This is a genomic window from Paraburkholderia sp. PREW-6R (assembly GCF_039621805.1).
GTDB lineage: Bacteria > Pseudomonadota > Gammaproteobacteria > Burkholderiales > Burkholderiaceae > Paraburkholderia.
The window spans coordinates 2,092,736-2,115,211 of the sequence record NZ_CP155073.1; the positions used below are offsets into that span (position 1 = coordinate 2,092,736).

A 22,476-nucleotide genomic window follows, 5' to 3' on the forward strand; every position below is an offset into this window, starting at 1 on the left:
GTGCCCCGTCAAATCCGCACGCGGCGCCGCCGACGGGGCCGGTATAATGAGCGACTTCGCAACAGCGCCTATCTCCGATCGGCGCCGCGCGCTTTTCACGTGGCGACCCGTTCGCGTCGGAAAGCGCCAGGGCGCGGCGTCTTCGAACGCCGCGTTCCGCCCCCGCTCCCTACTGCCCATCTCGACCGACCATGACTGCCAAACTGATCGACGGCCTAGCCCTTTCGAAGACTTTGCGTGCCGATGTCGCCACGCGCGCCGCCGCGCTGACCGCCCGCGGGCATCAGCCGGGTCTCGCCGTGGTGCTGGTCGGCGACAATCCCGCAAGCGAAGTGTATGTGCGCAACAAGATCAAGGCGTGCCACGACAACGGGCTTGGCTCGTCATTCGATCGCTACCCCGCCGATCTGCCGGAAGCCGAACTGCTCGAACGCATCGACGAATTGAATCGCGACCCGCAAATTCACGGCATTCTGGTGCAGCTTCCGCTGCCTAAGCATATCGACAGCCACAAGGTGATCGAAGCGATCGCGCCGGAGAAAGACGTCGACGGTTTTCACGTCGCGAATGCCGGCGCGTTGATGACCGGTCAGCCGCTGTTCCGTCCGTGCACGCCATACGGCGTGATGAAGATGCTGGCTGCCTACGACATCGCGCTGCAAGGCGCGAACGCAGTGGTGATCGGCCGCTCGAACATCGTTGGCAAGCCGATGGCGCTACTGCTGCTCGAAGCCGGCGCAACGGTCACGATCTGCCATAGCAAGACGCGCGATCTCGCCGCCCACACGCGCAACGCCGATGTGGTAGTAGCCGCCACCGGCCTGCGCAACATTCTCACCGCGGACATGGTGAAGCCGGGCGCGGCCGTGATCGACGTGGGCATGAATCGCGACGAAGCCGGCAAGCTGTGCGGCGACGTCGATTTTGCAGGTGTGAAGGAAGTAGCCGGCCACATTACGCCGGTGCCGGGTGGCGTCGGCCCGATGACCATCACCATGCTGCTCGTCAATACGATCGAAGCGGCAGAGCGCGAAGCGAACGCGAGCGCCTGATCCAACTCAGGATCAAACGGAACGCCTGAATGGAACAGTTAGCGCGGCCCAACGCCGCGCCGCGCCGCGCCGCGCTGAAAGTAACCGCCGTGCTTTACCGCACAACCTGATCGCGAGTGGCGATACCGGTGGCGAGTGGCGGCTCGCGCCGCGCGAGCCGTCTGCGGCACAGCGTCAAAACCGGCCGCTCGACGAAACGCCACGAGAGCCACGCGCATAGCAGGATGAACGGCGCGGCGACCAGCGCCGCCTGTCCGTGAGTCAGGTGTGGCGCGAGATTCGCCACGCATTGCTGCACCATGAAGCCGTACAGATAGATCCCATACGAGTAATCATGGCGCGGCACGAAGCGGCGCAGTAACGGCGTCGTGCCGATCCACAGCACGCCGTACACGAAAGCCAGATAGAAAAGCGGCTGCGCAGCCGCCATGTCGCGAAACGCAAGAAACACCATCATCAGCGCCAGCGCCGTCAGTCCGCTGAAATCGATCTGTTCGCGCCAGCCGTAGAGCAGCATGCCGAGCATGAAAAACGGCTCGGGCCAGAAAGAAAAGCCACTGGGCATCTCGCCGAACTCACGCAAGCCGACTTCCAGATGCGGCACGTTCACGCGCAGCAGGAACGTCGCGAGGCCCAGCAGCGCCGCCAGCGCAACGCCGCGCCCACTGTACAGCAGGCCGACCATGCCGGTCACCAGCACGATCAGGTAGCAGCGCACTTCGAGCGGCAATGTCCATAACTGTGCGCTGACATCGACTGGAACCCGATTGTGCTCGAACACGCCGGGCAGCGCCCAGACGGGCTTCAGCACGATGGTGGAAAAATTGTCGAGGTTCGCCCATGTCATGCTGGACGCGAAGTAGTCACGCAGCGGCAAGGTCGTGAACAGCGGGCCGATGACGAACACCGTCACCAGCGAGCCCACCGCGAGCGCGGGCCACAGGCGGGCGATCCGCAGCACCGCGAAGCGCGGCACCGAGCGCTGCCGCGCGAAGCTCGCGGTCACGAGCATCCCGCTCAGCAGAAAAAAGACATACACACCGAGCGCGCCCAGGCCGTCGAAGCCGAGCGCGTTGCGCACCCAGTCCGTCGAGCCGTCCGGCGCCTGCAGCAGGTAGGCGTGCCCATACACGACGGCGACGGCGGCAAGCAGCCGCACGAGGTCGAAGTTGTTGCCGTTGCGCGATAGAGCGTGCGAAAGCGGGTTCATCGAAACCTCTTCACAAAATTGCTGTCCGTGGCGACAGCCAAGATTGCGGCAGGGCAGCAATTCGCACCGTGCGGTCTCCCACAGAATTTTGCGCTGACCAGACTACGCGCTCGCCGGGCAGACGGCTAACGAACGGTTTAGCGTCATGCCGCGCACGGAACCGCCACATCTGATAATTTGTCCGGCAACGGATTGGAATCGGCGCGCCCTGCCCCAATAATGTCCGTATGGGGTGTCTCCAGCCGCGCCGCCCGCGTCGATCGCGCAGGCACGCTGGAAACACCGTGTCGAAGCATCGTTCACCCCCGCGTCAGACAGGAAGCCTTATGTCCACTACTCAATCGACTCACGACAATCCGCTCCTCGATTTCTCCGATCTGCCGCGCTTTGGCGAAATTCGCCCCGAACACGTCACGCCCGCGCTCGACGTGCTGCTCGCCAACGCGACAGCCGCCGTCGAACGTGCCGCGCTGCCCATCACGCCCGCTTCGTGGGCCGATGTCGTCGAGCCGGTCGAGCGCGCTACCGAGCCGCTGTCACGCGCGTGGAGCGTGGTCGGCCACCTGAATGCCGTCGCCGATACACCCGAGCTGCGCGCCGTGTACGGCGAAAACCTGCCGCGCGTGACCGAGTTCTGGTCGAGCGTCGGCCAAAACCTGGCGCTGTACGAAAAATACAAGGCGCTCAAAGCCAGCGACGATTTCGCCGCGCTCACCGGCGAACGCAAAAAAATTCTCAGCAACGCGCTGCGCGATTTCCGACTTTCCGGCGCCGAATTGCCGGAAGACCAGAAACCGCACTTCGCTGAATTGCAGGAACGCCAGGCGAACTTGTCGAAGGCGTTTTCCGATCACGTGCTGGATGCGACGAATGCATACGCGTATGTCGTGGAAGCGGGCCAGGAAGCGCAACTGGCCGGCCTGCCGGAAGACGTGATTGAAGCCGCAAAGGAAGCCGCCGAACGCGAAGGCAAGACGGGCTACAAATTCACGCTGCACTTTCCGTCGTATTTTCCGGTCATGCAGTACTCGGAAAATCGTTCGATGCGCGAGGCGATGTACCGCGCCTATGTCACGCGCGCGTCCGAACTCGGGCCGCAATACGGCAGTGGCAAAGCGGAGTGGGACAACACCGGCGTGCTGGCCGATCAGCTGAAGCTGCGCGCCGAAGAGGCACACATGCTTGGCTACAACAATTTCGCCGAAGTCTCGCTTGCGCCAAAGATGGCCGAATCGCCCGCGCAGGTGATGGCGTTCCTCGAAGACCTCGCCACGCGCGCACGTCCGCATGCCGAACAGGACTGGAAGGAGCTGCGCGAATTCGCCGCAAACGAACTCGGCATGACCGACCTGCAACCGTGGGACATGACGTTTGCCGCTGAACGTCTGCGTCAGAAGCGCTATTCGTTCTCTGAAAACGAGGTCAAACAGTACTTCCCCGAAGACGCCGTGTTCAAGGGCCTGTTCAAGGTGACCGAAACGCTGTTCGGCGTGCGTATCCGTCGTGACGAAGCGGCCGTGTGGCACCCGGACGTGCGCTTTTTCCGCGTCGAGAATCAGGACGGCGGCCTCGTCGCGCAGTTCTATCTCGATCTGTATGCGCGCGAAGGCAAACGCGGCGGCGCATGGATGGACGACGCGCGCGGCCGTCACAAAGGCACGCTCGGCAGCGTGCAGACGCCGGTCGCGTATCTGACCTGCAACTTCTCGGCGCCGGTTGGCGGCAAGCCTGCCTGCTTCACGCACGACGAAGTCATCACGCTGTTTCATGAATTCGGCCACGGTCTGCATCACATGCTCACGCGTGTCGACGAACTTGGCGTGTCGGGTATCAACGGCGTCGAGTGGGACGCGGTCGAACTGCCGTCGCAATTCATGGAGAACTTCTGCTGGGAGTGGGACGTGCTAAGCGATATGACCTCGCACGTCGAAACGGCCAAACCTTTGCCGCGCGACCTGTTCGACAAGATGCTCGCCGCGAAGAATTTCCAGAGCGGTCTCGGCACGCTGCGCCAGATCGTGTTCTCGATGTTCGACATGCAGTTGCACACCGGCTTCGATGCGTCCGGCACGAAAAACGCCACGGAACTCGCGAGCGAGATCAACGCGCGTTTCCACGTCGTGCCGCAGGCTTCGTTCTCGCGCTGGCCGAACACATTCAGCCATATTTTCGCGGGCGGCTATGCGGCGGGCTACTACAGCTACAAGTGGGCCGAGGTGCTGTCCGCCGACGCTTACGCCGCGTTCGAAGAAGCCGCGCATGCGGCGAGCGGCAGCGTGCTCGATCAGGCCACCGGCATGCGGTATCGCAGGGAGATTCTGGAAGTGGGCGGCAGCCGGCCCGCGATGGAATCGTTCAAGGCGTTCCGCGGACGCGAGCCGAACATCGACGCGCTGTTGCGTCACAACGGCATGGCGCCCGGCGCCGCGCATTGACAGTGTTCTGCCTTTGAGACGGCGTGCGCAGGGGTACGCTGTGCGCCCCTGCCCCGTGGCGTTTGCGTCTGAACGCTACGGACAGCCAGGTGAATGATTGAATGAACGGACAAAGCCGGTGACTGCGAAAGCTAGCGCCGGCTTTTTTCATGCAAGGTTTTCATGCAAGCAGATCAAACCGCAAGCTGGAACACAACCTCAGGCCTCGCTCTGGCCTTGGCCTTGCCCGCGGTGCAGCTTGAAATCCACTTGCGCCGGCCGTCCTTCGAGCGACAGCGACGCGCGCGCTGCCGGCGCACGGCTCACCACCTTGCCTCGACTCACTACCGCGAGCCGCGCCGCGCGCAAACGGATCGCTTCGACCGGATCGCGCGCGTCGAGCAGCACGAGGTTTGCCGCGCAGCCCGGCTCGATTCCATAGCCTTCGAGCCCGAGAATGCGCGCGGCGTTGACCGTCACTGCGTCGAAGCACGCGCGCATACCGTCGACGCCCGTCATCTGCGCGACGTGCAAGCCCATATGCGCGACCTCGAGCATGTCGCCTGAGCCGAGGCTGTACCACGGATCCATCACGCAATCGTGGCCGAACGCGACGTTGATGCCCGCCGCCATCATCTCCGGTACGCGTGTCATGCCCCGCCGCTTCGGGTACGTGTCGCTGCGGCCTTGCAGCGTGATGTTGATTAGCGGATTCGCGATCGCCGACACGCCGGCTTCACGGATCAGCGGAAGCAGCTTGCTGACGTAGTAGTTGTCCATCGAGTGCATCGAGGTCAGGTGCGAGCCGGTGACGCGGCCGTGCAAACCGAGCCGGTGCGTTTCGGCCGCCAACGTTTCGATGTGACGCGACATGGGGTCGTCCGATTCGTCGCAATGCATGTCGACACGCAAGCCCTGCTCAGCCGCGTACTCGCACAACAGCCGCACGGACTGCGCGCCGTCGGCCATGGTGCGCTCGAAATGCGGAATGCCGCCAACCACGTCGACGCCCATGCCGATTGCACGCTTCAGATTCTCGAATGCGCCCGCGCTGCGCAGTACGCCATCCTGCGGAAACGCAACGAGTTGCAGGTCGAGGTAAGGCGCGACGCGGCGCTTGACTTCCACGAGCGCTTCGACTGCGAGCAGACGCGGGTCGCACACATCCACATGGCTGCGGATTGCCAGCAGACCGCGCGCCACGGCCCAGTCGCAATACTGCAACGCGCGCTCGACCAGCGCTTCCTGCGTCAATTCAGGCTTCAGTTCGCCCCATAGCGCAATGCCTTCGAGCAACGTGCCCGACGCATTCACACGCGGCAAACCGTATGAGAGCGTCGCGTCCATGTGGAAATGCGGATCGACGAACGGCGGCGTGACAAGTGAACCGTCGGCCTCGATTTCCTCGTGTGCTTTCGCGGCAAGATTCGGTTCGACGGCGACGATGCGGCCCGCGTCGATACCAATGTCGACCGGCTGCTGCGTGGCCTGTTGCGGCGCCGTTCCCGCCGGCAACACCGCGCGACGGATGATCAGATCCATATTCGCTCCCTGTGACCTTCGCTGATTGCCTACGATTCTAGCGGCGTCAGAATGTGTCTGCCCACGTTTTATCGGGACGCGCGTACCGGCGAGCGGCTGCGAATCCGTACCGGCGATGCCGATAGCACGGCGCCTATACTCGTTGCTCCACTCGGGCGCGTTGCACGCGCGCCCTGTCTTGACGGAGCAGGCAGATGAAAACAATCGGCGTGATTGGCGGGATGAGCTGGGAATCGTCCACCGAGTATTACAGGCTTCTGAACCGTCACGCCAAAGCGCGTCTCGGCGGCCACCATAATGCGCGCAGCCTGATGTTGACCGTCGACTTCGCGCCGATCGAGGCGAGCCAGCGTGCGGGCGACTGGGCCGCGCTCGGCGAGCAGATGGCCGATGCCGCGCGCCACCTCGAACGCGGCGGCGCCGACCTCGTGATGCTCGCGACCAACACGATGCATCGCGTTCATGAGCAGATCGAGCAGGCGATCAGCGTGCCGTTCCTGCATATCGCCGACCCAACGGGCGAGGCGCTGCGCGCGGCGGGCGTCGAACGGGTGGCTCTGCTGGGCACGCGCTATACGATGGAGCAGGATTTTTATATTGGGCGTCTGCGCGAGCGTTACGGCCTCGAAACGCTCGTGCCCGATGACGCGCAGCGCGCGGACGTGCATCGCATCATTTACGACGAGTTGTGTCACGGCAAGGTGGCCGACGCATCACGCGCTGCGTATCAACGCGTGATCGAAACGCTCGCGGCACGCGGCGCACAAGCGGTGATTCTCGGTTGCACGGAAATTACATTGCTGATCAAGCCGGAAGATTCCGCACTGCCGGTGTTCGACACGACGGCGCTGCATGCACAGGCTGCAGTGGAATGGGCGATCGACTCGGCGTGAAGCCCGGCGCGAGAACGGTGCAATTGAGACTATTGCAACGTCGCTGATCCTGACCAGCGTGGAAGAAAAAGAAGCAGGTTGTTTTGCGCCTGCTTTGGCTCTGGTACGCCATTTTTCAGCAATGCTCGATAGGACAACTCTGATTTGCTTTGAACCGTTGTATATAGCTCAAGGCTGACAATCGTTTCGAGCCTGTTCGTTTCATCTGGCGCTAGTTTACGCCACGTCAAAATAAGTACAACGAACAGGCCAGATGAACAAGAACAACTTCCGGCTGGTATTCAGCCGACTGAGAACCATGCTTGTCGCCGTCGAGGAAACCGCCACGGCGACGGGAAAGGAAAGCGAACAGACTACGGCGCGCCGCGGCGTTAATCCCGCGCGTCACGGCGCTCGAATGACTTTGCGGCAGATCGCGTTCGCCGCCCTCTCGCTACTCGGCGCACTGCCCTCGTTCTCGGGTGCACAGCTTGTACCGGGTGGCGCACACGCGCCTTCCGTCGTGCAAACGCCGAACGGCCTTGAACAGGTCAACATCAACCGGCCGTCTGGCGCCGGCGTTTCGATGAACACATACGGCCAGTTCGACGTGCTGCAGAAAGGCGCGATCCTGAACAATTCGCCTGTGATGGTGCAGACGCAGCAGGCCGGCATGATTAACGGCAACCCAAAGTTCGGTCCCGGTCAATCCGCGCGCGTCATCGTCAATCAGGTCAACAGCAGCGCGGCGAGCCAGATCAATGGACATCTGGAAGTCGCCGGCCAGCGCGCGGAAGTCGTGATTGCGAACGGCTCGGGAATCAGCGTGAACGGTGGTGGTTTTATCAATACATCGCGCGCGATCCTGACAACGGGAACGCCAAACTTTGCACCGGACGGTTCGCTCGCTGGTTTCAATGTGACAGGCGGGAATATCACGATTCAGGGCGCGGGACTCAATGCGGGCGATTCCGATCAGGTTGACCTGCTCGCTCGCGCCGTGCAGGCTAATGCCGCGATCTACGCGAAGAACCTGAATGTCATTACGGGCGCGAACAGCGTCGACCACAACACGTTGAACGCGACTCCGATCGCGGGCACGGGTTCCGCGCCGGGCGTTTCTATTGACGTGAGTAATCTGGGTGGGATGTACGCAAATCGCATCGTACTCGTGGGGACCGAGGCAGGCGTCGGGGTGTCCCTGAAGGGTGTCGTAGCAGCCAATGCCGGCGACCTCGTGCTGACATCGGCGGGCAAGCTGGTACTGGCGGGACAGACGAATGCAAGCGGAAACATCATCGCGAGCGCACAGGACATCGACAACAGCGGTACGACTTACGCGCAGCGGAACGCCAACCTTTCCGCGTCCGGAGCGCTGACCAATAGCGGCATGATTGCCGCGCAGCAGAACACGACAGCAAACGCCGGTTCGGTGAGCTCGACCGGTACACTCGCATCTGGCGTGAACGGCGACGGCTCGCTCGCGCAGATGGGCGACCTGACTATCAACGCGTCCGGCACTGTCGTCGCGTCAGGCAGGAATGTCGCGGGCGGCAATGCAAGCGTGAGCGGCGTGGCGGTCGATCTTGCGGGCGCGACCAACTCCGCGAGCGGCGCGCTCGTGCTTGCCGCAAACGGCGGCGACCTGAACGTGACGGGCGCGACCACGACCGCGGGCAGCTCACTCGACGTACGCGCCGCGGGCACGCTCACGAACGACAATGGCACCATGTCGTCGGGCGGCGCGCAGGTCATCACGGCGGGCGCCCTCTCGAACCGCGGCGGTCAGATCGTCTCGGGTAGCACGCTGACGGAAAACGTCGCGGGCCAGACGCTCAACCAGGCCGGCACGATGCAGGCCGCGGGTGCGCTCGCGTCGTCGAGCGCGGCGCTCGACAACTCGGGCGGTCACATTGCGTCGCTGAACGCAGATGGCGTTTCCATCACGACGACCGGCCTGCTCAACAACGGCGCGAGCGGCACCGGGGCCGGCAGTATAGGCGGCAATGGCGACGTCGCACTGCAAGCTGGACAGATTGCTAACGCCGGGTCTATCACGGCTGTCCAGAACCTGATTGCGGCGGCCGTGCAGACCCTGTTCAACAGCGGCACGTTCGCGACCAACGCGGACCTGACGATCTCTGGCGGGTCGATGCTCACAAACGCGGGCCAGTTCGGCACGGTAGGCGCGCTTACGCTTTCGGCTGCTACGTTCGACAACAGCGGCGGCACCGCCACTACCAGCCAGTTCACGCTGCACGCCGCCAACCTCCTTAATCACGGCGGCACGATCACGCAGACCGGAACTGGCGCGATGACGCTCGACGTGACCGGCACGCTTGACAATTCGGCGGCCGGCACGCTGCAAACCAACAGCAAGGACCTGACACTTGCGCCGGACACGCTCGACAATGACGGCGGCACGATTACGCACGCCGGCACGGGCAAGCTGACGATCAATGCGGGCAACGGCGCCGGCGCGATCTCCAACGTCGGCGGCAGGATCGCCACGAACGGCCAAGGCTCGATTCAGGGCGGCGCGCTGAATAATGCGTCGGGTTCGATCATCGGACAGAACGGCCTGACGGCAACGGTCGGCGGCGCACTGGACAATGCGAACGGCAAACTGCTGTCGAACACGGTTACGAACGTCACGAGCGCCACGCTGAACAACAACGGCGGCCAGATCGGCGCAGGCACGAAGGAAACAATCCGCACGGGAACGCTCACGAATAGCGGCGGCTCGATTGCCGCACCGGACCTGGCGCTGACGACCGGCGCGACGCTCGATAACAGTGGTGGCGATATCGAAGCCAACCAGCTCGCGCTGAGTGCAACAGACCTCGTCAACCGCGCGGGCACAATTACGCAATACGGCCTGTCGCCGATGGGCTTTAACGTCAGCGGCACGTTCGACAACTCGAACGGCGGCACATTCCAGACCAACAGCACCGACCTGACGCTTGCCCCTGTCTCGCTCATCAACGACGGCGGGTCCATCATCGACGCCGGCACGGGTACGCTGACGATTGCACCGGGCAATGGCGCGGGGAGTTTCTCGAACGCCGGCGGCAGGATCATTTCGGCGGGACAGATCGCGGCACGCGCGGCGAGCCTGAACAACGCCAGCGGCGTGCTCGCTGCGCAAGGCAGGATCGCAGCGAACATCGCGGGCGATCTGAACAACGCGCAAGGCTCGGTTCGCTCGCTCTCGTCGCTGACGCTCGCGAGCGGCGGCACGCTGACGAACACCAACGGACAAATCCAGTCCGGCACGGGCGCGGCTGGCGACACCAGCACGCTTGCGATTCAGGCCGCGTCGGTCAACAACACGAACGGCCTCGTCGGTGATCTCGGCACGGGCGACATGACCGTGCAAGGTGGCAGCCAGATCGTGAACAGCGGCGGCGTCATGACAGGCAATGGCAATGTTGCCGTAGACACGTCGGCGCTCGTCAATACGCAGAACGGTCAGCGCGGTGGGCAGGTCAGCGGCGCGGGCGTCACGGTGCAAGGCGATACCGTCGACAACAGCGGCGGCCAGATTGGCAACCTGGCCGGTACGAATGGAGATGTCACAATCACAACAACCGGCGCGGTCACGAACGCAAACGGCCAGATTGGCGCGGCACATAACCTTGCCGTGAATGCCGCGACCCTCACGGGCGGAGGCAGCTACAGCGCAGCCAACGATGTTGCTGTGACTGTGCAGGGCGATTTCGCACCCACGCCCAACATCCAGTTCAGCGCCGGTCATGACCTGTCCTTTACCCTGCCCGGAACATTCAGCAATGGCACGCTCGTCGAAGCGGCGAACAACCTGAACGTCAACGCGGCCGACGTGCAGAACAGCGGCGTCATGATGGCGGGCGGCACGCTCTCGACGCACTCGAATACGCTGGAAAACACAGGCACGATGGTCGGCGGCAGCGTCTCGCTCAACGCGACGCAGTCGATGACGAACACCGGGCCGACCGCGCTGATTGGCGCGACCGACAGCAACGGCACGCTCGAACTGCTATCCAACGACATCGAAAATCGCGACGACACGACGGTGACCGACACGCAGGCGACGACGGCGATTTATGGTCTCGGCAAGGTCGTGCTGGCGGGTGGCAAAAACACGGACGGCAGTTACACCAACGCGAAGCTGATCCGCAACCAGTCGGGCCTGATCGAGTCGGCGGGCGACATGGAACTGCACGCTGCTCAGGTGACGAACACCCGCACGACGATGACGACGACCGGCCTGAACCAGTCCGTCGATCCGGCTTTGCTGGAACAACTGGGTATCAGCATGTCCGGCTGCACGGCGGTCAATATGGCCGCCTGCTCCGGTCAGACTGTGGGCTGGTCCAATGCGGACCCGACCATGATCGGCGGTGTCGATGTTGAGCCGCCACACGGCGGCCAGTGGAACAGCGGCTACCAGTACACCACCTACACAGGCGTCGCGCTGGCGAACCTGATCGCAGGTATCAGCCCGCTGGCGCAGATTATCGCGGGCGGCAATCTCGACGCGTCGAACGTAGGACTGTTTCAGAATTATTGGAGCGCGGTCGCAGCGGTCGGCAATATCGCGGCGCCCGTGACGCTCGACCAGAATAGCTGGCAGGGTCAGACGGCGCCTGAGGTGCAGGTCACGTACTCCGGGTACTACCACTACACGAACTACGACCATAGCATTGCAGACTGGACCTTGCCGTTCGGCAACGCGCCGTTTGTCGGCTCGAATCCGGGCGGGTATCAGGCAGCGCCCGCCGATGTCCGCTATTACGCCCTCCCCGCCTACGAATCTAGCTTTGTGGCGGGCGGCACGCTTTCCGGCAACGGTATCAGCATCGGTAACACGGCAGGCAACGCCGGCATTCCATCGCTAAATCTTGCGCCCGGTCAGGCCATGTCGGGCGTGAATATCAACGGTATCAGCGGTAACGCGAGCGGCGGCAAGTCTGGCGCGGGGTCAGTCAATGGCGACAGCAGCATGGTCGATCCGGCCATTGCGAGCGCCACAGCCCAGAACGTGCTGCAGAACCTGTCGATTCCCCAGGGTGGACTGTTCAGCCCGGCGAGCGCACCGGGCGCGACGTACCTCATCGAAACGAATCCGGCGTTCACGAACCAGAAGACGTTCGTTTCGAGCGACTACTACCTGCAACAGCTTGGCCTCAATCCACAGACGACAATCAAGCGTCTTGGCGATGGCTTCTACGAACAGCAGCTTGTCCGCAACCAGATTACGTCACTGACCGGCAGGTCGGTACTCGGCCCGTACACCGACCTTCAGGGCATGTATGAGTCGCTGCTTGCGGCGGGCGCGTCGCTGTCGAAGTCGCTCGACCTGCCGCTCGGCATGAGCCTGTCGCCCGAACAGGTGGCGGCGCTCACCAGCAACGTCGTCATCATGCAGACCGAGACCGTCAACGGTCAGCAGGTACTGGTGCCCGTCGTCTACCTCGCGAAGGCCAGTCAGCAGAATGTGAATGGGCCGCTGATCGCCGCAACGGATATCGACATCCAGAACGCGCAGACCTTCACGAACAGCGGCACGGTGCAGGCTGGAAACACGATGTCGATTCAAGGCAACGAGATCAGCAACGCATTCGGTACGCTGCAAAGCGGCGGCCTGATGTCGCTGAACACGAAAGGCAATATTGATCTGACTTCAGCGACCGTGAACGCGGGAAAGCTCGCGCTGAATGCGGGCGGCGACCTGCTGCTAAACACGGCGGTCAGGACGGTTGACCAGGTCAGCGCAACCGGCGCGACGCGCACCACGACCACGCTCGGGCCCATTGCGAACCTGAATGTCGCTGGCAATGCGGTGATCGCTGCGGGCGGCAACGTCGAGCAGAACGCGGGCAATCTGAATGTTGGCGGCAACCTCGGTATGGCAGTCGGCGACAACTATTACCTCGGTTCTGTGCAGACCGGCGAACACAAGGTCGTCGAGCGCGCGAACGGTGTGTCGAACACCGACGTCAACCAGACGACCGGCAGTTCCATCAAGGTCGGTGGCGTTTCGCAGATCGGCGTGGCTGGCGACCTGACGGCGACGGGTGCGCACATCAGCCTGGGCGGTGGCGGCGTCGTCGCAGCAAACGGCAACGTCACGCTCCAGGCAGCGAAAGCGACCTCTACCACCGACAGCAACAGTTCGGGTAGCGACAGTCACGGCAGCTACTCGGAGTCGTTGCACCGTTCGGACGACACGCTGACGGCCACCACGGTCAACGCCGGCAATTCGCTGACCGTGGCGTCAGGCAAGGACATCAGTGTCACCGGCAGCGCGATCAGTCTCGACAAGGGAACTGCAACGCTTGCCGCAGAAGGCAACGTCAACATCGGTGCCGAAACGGAAAACCACGTCGATAATTCGCAGGAACAGCATAAGCACAGCAATGTCGTGAGCGGCAAGGAAGTGGCGAGTTCGAGCAACACCAGCGCCACGCTCTCTCAAGGCAGCGTGGTTTCGGCCGATGCCGTGACCATCGCCAGCGGCAACGACATCAACGTGAAAGGCAGCACGATCGTTGGCACGAACGATGTCGCGCTCAATGCGGCGCATGACGTGACTATCACCACGACGCAGGACGCCATGCAGTCGTCCAGCAGCTATCAGGAAAAGCGCACGGGCCTGGGGACGAGCGGCCTGAGCGTGACTGTCGGCACCAACAAACTCGCAACGACGAATGAAGCGTCGAGCGTCACGAACAACGCGAGCACGGTCGGCTCGATCAACGGCGACCTGTCGATCCAGGCGGGCAATACCCTGCACGTCACGGGTAGCGACCTTGTCGCGGGCGGCAATCTTGCGGGCACGGCGGCGAACGTCATCATCGACGCGGCAACGGATACGTCGCACCAGGCACAGACGCAGAAGACCAGCAGCAGCGGCCTCACGATTGGTCTTGCGGGCTCGGTCGGCGACGCGATCAATAACGCCTATTCGGAAAGTCAGGCGGCCAAAAACTCGACCAGCACTGGCAACGACCGTGCGGCGGCGCTGCACAGCATTGCCGCAGCGGGCGATATCGGTCTGGCGGGTTTGACCAAGGCAGGCGTAACACCGGATGGCAAACCGGATATCGGCATCAAGGTCAGCATCGGATCGAGCAAAAGCGAAAGCCAGTCGTCGGAAGACCAGACGACGCACCGCGGCTCCGATGTGCAGGCAGGCGGCACAGCCGGGTTCGTGGCGACGAGCGGCGACCTGACTATCGCCGGGTCGAACGTGAATGCGAGCGACGTCATTCTGGCGGCGAAGAACCAGGTGAACGTCATCAACACGACGGACACGGATTCAACGCGCAGTTCGAACAGTTCGAGCAGCGCGAGCGTCGGCGTGCAGTACACCCTGGGCGGCGGCTTTGGCGTTTCCGCTGCGATGGCGAACGCGCATGGCGATGCGAACAGCGACGCGTCGATCCAGAACGCCTCGCATGTGAACGGTACGAACAGCGTCACGGTGATATCGGGTGGCGACACGAACATTATCGGCTCGCAGATCAACGGCAAGCAGGTCGCGGCAGACGTGGGCGGCAACCTGAATATCGTCAGTGTGCAGGACGTGACGAATAGCGCCGCGCACCAGAGCAGCGCGGGCGGCGGCTTCACCATCAGCCAGGGCGGTGGCAGCGCGAGTTTCAGTGCGCAGAACGGCCATGCGGATTCGAACTATGCGGGCGTGAACGAACAGGCTGGCATCAATGCGGGCGACGGTGGGTTTAACGTCAACGTCAGGGGCAATACGGGTTTGACCGGCGGCGTGATATCGAGCACGGCCGACGAGTCGAAGAACAGCCTGACGACCGGCACGCTCACGTTCAGTGACATCCAGAACCAGTCGCATTACAGCACGAACAGCAACGGAATCAGTGCGGGCATGGGCGTCGGACCGAGCACAGGCAAGGCGGTCGGACCCGGCTCGGTGCCGGGTTCGGGCGGCTTCACGCCAATGGTCTCGCAGAACGAAACCGGCGATTCGAACGCGACCACGCGCAGCGCAATCAGCGCGGGCACGATCAACGTGACTAACGGTGCGGGCCAGATCCAGGACATCGCGGGCCTGTCGCGTGACACGACGAACACCAACGGCACGGTTGCCAAAACGCCGGACGTGAACAACATCCTGAACCAGCAGGCCGACACGATGGCGGCGGCACAGGCTGCGGGTCAGACAGTGTCACAAGGCATTGGCGCGTATGCGGACATGAAGCGCGACGACGCGGCGGCAGCCTACAAAGCCGCTTCTGACCGCGGCGATAGCGCGGGCATGGCTGCCGCGGCTGCGGACTATAACAACTGGGATGAGGGTGGGACTAACAGAACAGCGTTGCACGTTGCTGGTGGTGCGCTCATTGGTGGGCTCGGTGGCGGCGGTATCGGAAGTGCGGCAGCTGGGGCAGCGGGTGCGGGCGTCGCGGCATGGGCAGCGGGGGATCTGAACCGGCTGGCCAACGGCACGCGTGACGCGCTGGGTGGTGGCGATGCGGCGCAACTGGCGGGCAACGTGCTGTCCAACGTCGTGGCCGGTGCGGGCGGGTTCCTGATCGGCGGCACGACGGGCGCATTCACGGCGAGCAATGCGGACCTCTACAATCGAAGCACGGGCAACGATGATGGCCAGGGAAGCACGGCTAATTCGGCGCTCGGCTGGATTGGCGATCAGCTAGCTAGCGCAGGACGTGGTGCGGAGAATCTTGCGAACCAGTTCGCGGCGCTGGTGAATGCAAACGGTCCGCAAGGTCCATACGTGAACCCTGATGATCTGAACGGGCCGGGTGGCAATTCGCAGCCGCCTGCGGCTGGCGGTTCGGCTGTTCCTGTTACGGTGTGTGTGCCGCCAGTGTGTGCGGTTGCGGTGGTGCCGACGCCGGGAACGCCGGGGTATGGGGCGGGTAATACGACGCTCAATAGTGGGAACAAGGACGAAACCGTAGGTAGCCCTGTCTATAATCAGAAAGGTGCAGATCGCGCTACTGCACATAGCTCGAACTGGTCAGATGCTTCGTTGGATCAAGCGGTTAACGAAATTGCAGGACCGAATCCTCAGGTTAAATACACGCAGTCCGGAAAGACTGTGTACACGAATCCGGTGACCGGCGACTCAGTGGTCTACGATAACGCTGGAAATTACTTTAGAGTTGAGGGCGCGAATGGTCAGTATCTTGACAAGAGTGGCAATCAGATTCCGAACAACGTTCCGTTGATAAAGCCAAATAAGACGACTCAGACGGGTATGTCATCTGGCATAAGAAATGGCTTGACCCATTTCAATAACGTCGATCCAGTGAAAAAGTGAGGATAATCGTGAAGCTGAAGGAATCGTCTGTGTCTATCGTCGGCGACGAGGATAATTCAAAAACACTTCGATTATCGGGCGCGCTGTCTGAATGGTTATTTGCGACTGGCTTCTGGTCTGAGGTGAATGCAGTTTGCGGAACAATGTTCGATCAATATGAAGAGGACATGGCGGACTCTGGCGTTCTGAATGTTATTCAGCAAAAAATAGACCAAAGGGTGAGTGAACTCCGAAGCGCTGCTACATCGACAGTCGAGTTCGTGCACGGTTGGTCTGCTGATCGGACACCGCTAACTGCTACCGCCAAGACGCAAGAATTTGCGGATGAATTGATCAAACTTCGGGACTTTCTGCGGGAGGCTATCTCAGAGGATTCGAGTGCTTACTTCTCTCTTTGACTGGGTTAATCGGGGTATGGGCCGGGTAATGCGACGCTGAATAGTGGGAACAGTGATAGCGGATCAGGGGGCACTGATCCAGGCGATGTCAATCTGGCGTCGCCTGATCGAACGACTCATATACTCACTGGGGACTCAACGGGCGGAGGTCATCAGTGGCCAGGTGGTCCCGGTAAGTCAGTGTTCCCAGAGAATTGGTCTGCCTCGCAGATCATGGCCACCGTATCCGATATTGCTACAGATCCATCCATTCCTGAAACAGTTCAAGCCAATGGCAGAATAGTCAAGAATGGCTCTCGCGATGGTATCGATATTCGTGTGGTTATCGAACCGGCTAGCAAGGGCGGCGGAATCGTTACGGCGTTCCCAACAAATGTTCCCAGAAATCCAAAATGATGATGCAGCAAGAACCTTATGACGAGATTGAGCGATTAATGCGTGAATCGCTCGCGCTAGTTGAGAGAGAAATCTCTGAACAGGATCGCAACGACGTTGCCGAATATATTGACTTCGGTGAGTATGGGGTCGCTTATGAGCTACTGACCTGTGTTCTTGACAAGCAGCAGGCTGCTCACCCGGAATCATTAACGTCTGCTGGAAAAATGATGGGGATGAGTTGTTGATGTAGCTAGTGACAAACCCGGCTGCGGCCGGGTTTGCTGTTTGTGGGTTGTTCAGTTGCGTTTGCTGCGTCGTTGCAGCATGGCTTCGGTCTCTGGCGCGCTCATATATCTGCCGGCGATCCTGTAGTCATAGTCCGGGGTAATGGTGATGTGTCCGTGCCGGTAGTCGATGCTGAACAGGACCTGGTTGCCCGGCAGGAAGCCCGCGTGTTCGAGCATGGCATCGGTGATCTGCATCCAGGGAAAGGTCATACGCCTGGCGTGTTCGTGCGTGTGGTCAGCTTCAAGCGCGACGGAAATGCGCGTGACGTGTTCGTCGCATGCGCGACGTGGTTTAAGATTGGCATCAGCCATACAGTGGTTTCGGAACAGCCCTTCAGGGTGCAGCGGGCGCGGGACTGTCGGCAGTAATGGCGAAGCAGCTGGAAGATATCTACAAGGGCGTGGGCTCAGCTACCGGTTCGGAACTGCTGGGCAACATTGCAGCCAATGTGGTTGCCGGCGTCGGCGGTGCGCTGGTCGGTGGCGGCGTTGGGGCGAGCACTGCATCGAATGTTGAGTTGTATAACCAGTCGGCACACCGGAAACCGAGAGATCTGGTATCACAGGTTTGCGGTGCGGGCGCGCAGTGCAGCGATGCAACGCTGAATGCGGCGATTCAGGCTCAGGGAGCAATTGCAGATACTGCCGCTGCTACTATCCAGCCCAATTACGCGACCGCGAACGGAGGCGTACTATCAGCGAATGGGACGTTTGCGGTGAACCTGTATGACGGCCAACGGTATGTTGGTGGTGGAGTATCAATGACTAATCCATCGGCCGTTTCGTGGATGCCGAGCGGCACCGCAACGCTGGGATGGATATTTGGCGCGCAAGATGCAGGTTCAACCAATTCATTTCTGAACGGTGATGGTAGTCAATACTTTGTTTCAGTGCCAACGCCCCTTGGTGTCAATGCGTTCGGCGCGATTACCCATGCGTATGGCGGTAGTACGGCCGTCGAAATTGGATTTGGGTCACCTGGTGGAAAGACCATCGGAGTAATGCCTTGGGGTCATTCATCCCCTGTGGGTGCCAAGTAAAGGAGGTCGATATGGCAACTGGCGGAGGGCCGTCGCCCGAACAGTGGGCGCGCATGAGTAAAAAGCAAAAGACTTTTTACTGGGTATTTATCGCTGTGATCGCGGCAGTTATAGGGAGCGCCGTAGTTGAGAAGCTAATGCGATAGAGCGGGCAATAGCAACCCCGCCTTGCTCAATTGCTCATCTTCTAAAACAAACCCGGCGCTGGTCGGGTTTGCCGTTTATGGGTGTTGTTCAGTTCTGTTTGCTGCGGCGCTGCAGCATGGCCTCAGTCTCTGGTGCGGTCATATATCTGCCGGCGATCCTGTAGTCATAGTCCGGGGTGATGGTGATGTGTCCGTGCCGGTAGTCGATGCTGAACATGACCTGGTTGCCCGGCAGGAAGCCCGCGTGTTCGAGCATGGCATCGGTGATCCGCATTCACGGAAAGGTCGTACGCCTGTCGTGTTCGTGGTCAGCTTCAAGCGCGACGGAAATGCGCGTGACGTGTTCGTCGCGTGAGCGCCGTGGTTTAAGATTGGCGTCAGCCATAGTCAACTCCTGTATTGAGTTGGTGGTGGTCAGCGGGTCGTGAGTGTTGGCGCATTCACGGCCCGTGCTTCGTTTTCTAGCGTGCCCCTCCTCTCTATTAGCCAGTGCTACTTGCGCGTGTTTCGTGTTGGCTTCTCGTTGATGGCTACGCGTGCAATGGCCCCGGCTACCTGGTTCTTGACAATCAACGCTTCGAGCAGTTCGCGCACAAGCTGCTGCTCGTGCGCTGACATGCGCGTGACGGTTTCGAACTGGTAGCGCAGCGCGTCATCAGGGCCACGTTCACCGGGATCGAACACCAGGGCATCGGCACTGACACCAAACGCGATTGCCAGTCAGGCGAAACCCGTTTGCAAGTGGTTGTTGCATCAGGGAAAAACGCGATTCGACAACGGAGTACGTGTCGGGAGTTGGCAACTGGGATGAGGGTGGGGGAAACCGTATAGCCCTGCACGTTGTTGGGGGTGACCATCGACCCGCCTGGAGCACGCGCAATAATTCAGGCAAGACACGCCCGGAAGTTCTCGACGACTTTAACAGCGAAACACGCTTAGAGTGTCCGAGCTGCAACCGCTCACGCGGTGCGAAACCGGCAGGCCAATAACATGACAATCATCGATCATCTGGAAACGAATCTTGGCCTTATCGCTGAAGGCTGGAAGAACGATTCGGCAGTCGGCGACATGCTCCAGGTTGTGCGTTTCGCAGATCAACCATTCAAAGGTGCGTCAACGTACTCAACGATTGGCCTGAGCGAATCCAGGGTCTTGCTCCCCAAAGGTACGTATTGCCGCCAGGAATTCATATTCGCTGCATGGGAGAACTACTTGGCCGCGCACGTTGCATCCTTCTTGCTGACCTTCGCCGATTATGTCAGAGGCAAGCAACGGCCATTACTGCGCGGCGACGTGGTCGGCCCAAGTGTTCCGGTGATACCGGGCGTGACGGCGAATTCCGTCTATGCGACAAACCCGGTCATTTTTCCGGAGACGCTGGCTTGTTACGATGGCGACGAAACTCCGACAGTAATCGTCTGGTTACTGCCATTGATGGAAGCGGAATGCTCGTTCGTCAAAGAGCATGGATGGGACCGATTCGAAGATGCGCTTGAAAATGCGAATCCCGATCTGCTACTCCTGAATCGACCATCCATCATTTGAGACTGGTGGCGGGTCGACGTTGATTGGCTACTGCCCCAATCGTTGCGCAATTCTGCTTTAGAAAGACTTCTCGCAATGAAAATCACAAAGAGCCTGGCGGCGCTGCCGCTATCGGCTTTGGCCGCGCTCGCGCCCAATGTTCAGGGGCAAAGCCTCAGCGGTATAGAAACCGAACAGAACCAGCAGCAGCGACGCGACGCGCAGCAGCGCGAAGCGGCAGTATCAGCGCCCGTCGTGCGCTCCGATTTGCCGAAAATCACAGCGTATCCCGCACTTCCGCAGGAGTCGCCATGCTTTCGCATCGACTCGTTCTCCCTCAACGTGCTTGAATCCCTGCGGGCATCGACACAGAAGAAAGGCGCGTCGGCGTTGCCGCTCGCCCCGTTCGCGTTTGCGCGCGAATGGCTCGACCATTGCAGAGGTCAATGCGTTGGGAAGCCGACCAAGGAGAAGGAAACGCTAAAACGGACGCTCACAGAAAACCAAGTCAATGCCAGTCAGTTTGCGGATATCGCTAAACGGGTTCGCGACAAGACGATGGAATTACGGGAAGCGTTATCAGGAGACGCAACAGCCGAAGCGCGACAGACTATTGCGAAGCTGATGGGACCGATTGGGATTGAACTGCGAGACGGCGCGTACTTCGCGACCTACGACGACGTTTCCGAACAGCTGCTCGTCTGTGCTGCCGGAAATGTCTTTGTAGGTGTGGTTGCGGGGGTAGGATTTGAACCTACGACCTTCGGGTTATGAGCCCGACGAGCTGCCAGACTGCTCCACCCCGCGTCAGAGAGAACGGATTGTATAGAGATGTTTGCAGTACGTCAAACGCATGAACCAGATGACCCACGCTGACGCCAGACTTAACGTGTTGTTCAGAGATCTTCGACTGTCGCCCCTTCAACCTTGCCGTCGATGATATCCGCGCCATACTGCCTGGCACTGCGTTTCGCTACGCCAAAATCGGAGAACGTGGCAGGCAGCACGAGGCGAAACACGCGGCTCGCTTTCGACCCGCTGATTGCGCCCGGGCGGCACACGCGCACCGCGACGTCGTAACCTTCGGCATGACGCTTGTGACCGTCGAATTTATCGAATGCCCGCGAGAACACCAGCGGATGCACTTCGAAGTCCTTATAAAGGGCGGGATAAATCAGTTCGGCCATGTTGCCTCCCCGGTGCGCTGGGCGCGAGTGTGTGTGATCCCACTATACGCCGCAGCCCGACCGGCTAGCGCTTTTATTTTTTTGCGGCGCATGCCGGCAGGACGAGACGCGGCGTCACTCGCCACGCGGTCGCGCGGCAGCCGTCCCGCCGTCGCCATCCCTTCACGCCACGTTGCCGCGCGCGATAAGATGCAGGACTACCGGCCAGGCCCGAACTCCCGGCATCCGCATAGGCGTGGTCGCGGAGCGGGCCATGCGCATGACAACAAGAGGATCGAGGCCCGTCACGCTTCGACCGGAAAGGATCTGAGGTTTATGAAAATCGCCACGTGGAACGTCAATTCGCTGAAAGTTCGTCAGCAGCATGTGATCGACTGGCTCGAAACGAGCGGCACTGACGTGCTATGCCTTCAGGAACTGAAGCTGCCCGATGAAAAGTTTCCGCGCGCCGAACTGGCGGAAAGAGGCTACCGCAGCTGGTTCGCCGGTCAGAAGACATATAACGGCGTCGGCATTGTCGTGCGCGACGGGCTCGCGGTCGACGAAAGCAGCGTCCTGCGCAACATTCCGGGCTTTGAGGATTCGCAGCAGCGTGTGATCGCCGCGACGATCGAAGGTATTCGCGTCATCTCCGCGTATTTCCCGAACGGCCAGGCGCCGGGCACCGACAAATTCGCGTACAAGCTTCGCTGGCTCGCGGCGCTCCATGACTGGATTGCCGGCGAAATGGCACAGCATCCGAAGCTCGCGCTGCTCGGCGACTACAACATCGCACCCGACGATCGCGACGTGCACGATCCCGCCGCATGGGAAGGCCAGAATCTGGTGTCGCCCGAAGAACGCGCGGCATTCGTGCGGTTGATCGAGCTGGGTCTCGTCGACGCGTTCCGCCGTTTCGATCAGCCAGAGAAAATCTATTCGTGGTGGGACTACCGGATGATGGCATTCCGCCGCAACGCGGGCTTGCGCATCGACCACATCCTGCTGTCCGGCGCGCTTGCCGACGTCTGCCGATCATGCAGTGTCGACAAGGCGCCGCGCAAGTGGGATCAGCCTTCAGATCACGCACCCGTGGTGGCGGAACTCGGCTGAAAGAGTGCGGCCGTGCAGCGGAGGTCGCCG

16 protein-coding genes and 1 tRNA gene are annotated in these 22,476 nt (G+C 61.2%); 10 read left to right on the forward strand and 7 right to left on the reverse strand.

All coding sequences use genetic code 11. The annotated features are described in order from the left end of the window. The first annotated feature begins 191 nt into the window (after window positions 1-191). Window positions 192-1,052, forward strand: coding sequence for a bifunctional methylenetetrahydrofolate dehydrogenase/methenyltetrahydrofolate cyclohydrolase FolD (gene folD, locus AAGS40_RS09040; protein WP_345810942.1), 861 nt, complete (start codon window positions 192-194; stop codon window positions 1,050-1,052). Window positions 1,053-1,146: 94 nt separating this feature from the next. Here the strand turns inward: folD and AAGS40_RS09045 are convergent, their stop codons facing one another. Further along, window positions 1,147-2,262, reverse strand: a complete 1,116-nt coding sequence (locus tag AAGS40_RS09045; protein WP_345810943.1) for an acyltransferase — start codon at window positions 2,260-2,262, stop codon at window positions 1,147-1,149. A 326-nt stretch (window positions 2,263-2,588) separates the two neighbouring features. Here AAGS40_RS09045 and AAGS40_RS09050 point away from each other — a divergent pair, with 326 nt between their 5' ends. After that, the gene (locus AAGS40_RS09050; protein WP_345810944.1) at window positions 2,589-4,697 is read left to right on the forward strand and encodes a M3 family metallopeptidase; all 2,109 of its coding nucleotides are present in this window, start codon (window positions 2,589-2,591) and stop codon (window positions 4,695-4,697) included. A 198-nt stretch (window positions 4,698-4,895) separates the two neighbouring features. Here AAGS40_RS09050 and AAGS40_RS09055 read toward each other — a convergent pair whose 3' ends face one another. Next, window positions 4,896-6,218: an amidohydrolase family protein gene (locus tag AAGS40_RS09055; protein ID WP_345810945.1), complete on the reverse strand. Its 1,323-nt coding sequence runs from the start codon at window positions 6,216-6,218 to the stop codon at window positions 4,896-4,898. Window positions 6,219-6,412: 194 nt separating this feature from the next. Between AAGS40_RS09055 and AAGS40_RS09060 the strand changes: the two genes are divergently transcribed. The 5 genes from AAGS40_RS09060 to AAGS40_RS09080 all read left to right on the forward strand — a co-directional run bounded on the left by AAGS40_RS09060 (window position 6,413) and on the right by AAGS40_RS09080 (window position 17,415). Next, window positions 6,413-7,111 carry an aspartate/glutamate racemase family protein gene (locus tag AAGS40_RS09060; RefSeq protein WP_345810946.1) on the forward strand — a complete coding sequence of 233 codons (699 nt, stop codon included), beginning with the start codon at window positions 6,413-6,415 and terminating at the stop codon, window positions 7,109-7,111. A 253-nt stretch (window positions 7,112-7,364) separates the two neighbouring features. After that, window positions 7,365-16,394 (forward strand): hemagglutinin repeat-containing protein, encoded by a 9,030-nt coding sequence (locus AAGS40_RS09065; protein WP_345810947.1) that lies wholly within the window; start codon window positions 7,365-7,367, stop codon window positions 16,392-16,394. An 8-nt stretch (window positions 16,395-16,402) separates the two neighbouring features. Continuing rightward, a complete protein-coding gene (locus AAGS40_RS09070) occupies window positions 16,403-16,792 on the forward strand; it encodes a hypothetical protein (RefSeq protein WP_345810948.1) in 390 nt (129 codons plus the stop codon). Window positions 16,793-16,912: 120 nt separating this feature from the next. Next, window positions 16,913-17,188 carry an EndoU domain-containing protein gene (locus AAGS40_RS09075; RefSeq protein ID WP_345814336.1) on the forward strand — a complete coding sequence of 92 codons (276 nt, stop codon included), beginning with the start codon at window positions 16,913-16,915 and terminating at the stop codon, window positions 17,186-17,188. Then, the gene (locus tag AAGS40_RS09080) at window positions 17,185-17,415 is read left to right on the forward strand and encodes a hypothetical protein (protein ID WP_345810949.1); all 231 of its coding nucleotides are present in this window, start codon (window positions 17,185-17,187) and stop codon (window positions 17,413-17,415) included. The genes AAGS40_RS09075 and AAGS40_RS09080 overlap by 4 nt, the downstream gene beginning before the upstream one ends. 51 nt (window positions 17,416-17,466) lie before the next feature. On the opposite strand, the gene AAGS40_RS09085 is transcribed toward AAGS40_RS09080, so the two are convergent. Then, window positions 17,467-17,667: a hypothetical protein gene (locus tag AAGS40_RS09085; protein WP_345810950.1), complete on the reverse strand. Its 201-nt coding sequence runs from the start codon at window positions 17,665-17,667 to the stop codon at window positions 17,467-17,469. Window positions 17,668-17,825: 158 nt separating this feature from the next. Here AAGS40_RS09085 and AAGS40_RS09090 point away from each other — a divergent pair, with 158 nt between their 5' ends. Beyond that, window positions 17,826-18,497: a polymorphic toxin type 22 domain-containing protein gene (locus tag AAGS40_RS09090; RefSeq protein WP_345810951.1), complete on the forward strand. Its 672-nt coding sequence runs from the start codon at window positions 17,826-17,828 to the stop codon at window positions 18,495-18,497. A gap of 234 nt (window positions 18,498-18,731) precedes the next feature. Here AAGS40_RS09090 and AAGS40_RS09095 read toward each other — a convergent pair whose 3' ends face one another. Further along, window positions 18,732-18,917, reverse strand: coding sequence for a hypothetical protein (locus AAGS40_RS09095; protein WP_345810952.1), 186 nt, complete (start codon window positions 18,915-18,917; stop codon window positions 18,732-18,734). Between the two features lie 218 nt (window positions 18,918-19,135). Then, window positions 19,136-19,327 carry a hypothetical protein gene (locus AAGS40_RS09100; protein WP_345810953.1) on the reverse strand — a complete coding sequence of 64 codons (192 nt, stop codon included), beginning with the start codon at window positions 19,325-19,327 and terminating at the stop codon, window positions 19,136-19,138. 306 nt (window positions 19,328-19,633) lie between these two features. Between AAGS40_RS09100 and AAGS40_RS09105 the strand changes: the two genes are divergently transcribed. Further along, window positions 19,634-20,188 carry a suppressor of fused domain protein gene (locus AAGS40_RS09105; RefSeq protein WP_345810954.1) on the forward strand — a complete coding sequence of 185 codons (555 nt, stop codon included), beginning with the start codon at window positions 19,634-19,636 and terminating at the stop codon, window positions 20,186-20,188. Window positions 20,189-20,897: 709 nt separating this feature from the next. Here AAGS40_RS09105 and AAGS40_RS09110 read toward each other — a convergent pair. Together AAGS40_RS09110 and AAGS40_RS09115 are read right to left on the reverse strand one after the other, a co-directional pair. After that, window positions 20,898-20,974 (reverse strand) — tRNA-Met (locus tag AAGS40_RS09110). Window positions 20,975-21,063: 89 nt separating this feature from the next. Next, window positions 21,064-21,354 (reverse strand): hypothetical protein, encoded by a 291-nt coding sequence (locus AAGS40_RS09115; RefSeq protein WP_345810955.1) that lies wholly within the window; start codon window positions 21,352-21,354, stop codon window positions 21,064-21,066. Between the two features lie 315 nt (window positions 21,355-21,669). Here AAGS40_RS09115 and xth point away from each other — a divergent pair, with 315 nt between their 5' ends. After that, window positions 21,670-22,446, forward strand: a complete 777-nt coding sequence (gene xth / locus AAGS40_RS09120) for an exodeoxyribonuclease III (RefSeq protein WP_345810956.1) — start codon at window positions 21,670-21,672, stop codon at window positions 22,444-22,446. The last annotated feature ends 30 nt before the right edge of the window (window positions 22,447-22,476 follow it).

Bases quoted from the DNA above. Each gene is read 5' to 3' on its own strand.
- folD (WP_345810942.1), top strand. From the start codon at position 192: ATGACTGCCAAACTGATCGACGGCCTAGCCCTTTCGAAGACTTTGCGT.
- AAGS40_RS09045 (WP_345810943.1), bottom strand. From the start codon at position 2,262: ATGAACCCGCTTTCGCACGCTCTATCGCGCAACGGCAACAACTTCGAC.
- AAGS40_RS09050 (WP_345810944.1), top strand. From the start codon at position 2,589: ATGTCCACTACTCAATCGACTCACGACAATCCGCTCCTCGATTTCTCC.
- AAGS40_RS09055 (WP_345810945.1), bottom strand. From the start codon at position 6,218: ATGGATCTGATCATCCGTCGCGCGGTGTTGCCGGCGGGAACGGCGCCG.
- AAGS40_RS09060 (WP_345810946.1), top strand. From the start codon at position 6,413: ATGAAAACAATCGGCGTGATTGGCGGGATGAGCTGGGAATCGTCCACC.
- AAGS40_RS09065 (WP_345810947.1), top strand. From the start codon at position 7,365: ATGAACAAGAACAACTTCCGGCTGGTATTCAGCCGACTGAGAACCATG.
- AAGS40_RS09080 (WP_345810949.1), top strand. From the start codon at position 17,185: ATGATGATGCAGCAAGAACCTTATGACGAGATTGAGCGATTAATGCGT.
- AAGS40_RS09085 (WP_345810950.1), bottom strand. From the start codon at position 17,667: ATGACCTTTCCCTGGATGCAGATCACCGATGCCATGCTCGAACACGCG.
- AAGS40_RS09090 (WP_345810951.1), top strand. From the start codon at position 17,826: ATGGCGAAGCAGCTGGAAGATATCTACAAGGGCGTGGGCTCAGCTACC.
- AAGS40_RS09095 (WP_345810952.1), bottom strand. From the start codon at position 18,917: ATGCGGATCACCGATGCCATGCTCGAACACGCGGGCTTCCTGCCGGGC.
- AAGS40_RS09105 (WP_345810954.1), top strand. From the start codon at position 19,634: ATGACAATCATCGATCATCTGGAAACGAATCTTGGCCTTATCGCTGAA.
- AAGS40_RS09115 (WP_345810955.1), bottom strand. From the start codon at position 21,354: ATGGCCGAACTGATTTATCCCGCCCTTTATAAGGACTTCGAAGTGCAT.
- xth (WP_345810956.1), top strand. From the start codon at position 21,670: ATGAAAATCGCCACGTGGAACGTCAATTCGCTGAAAGTTCGTCAGCAG.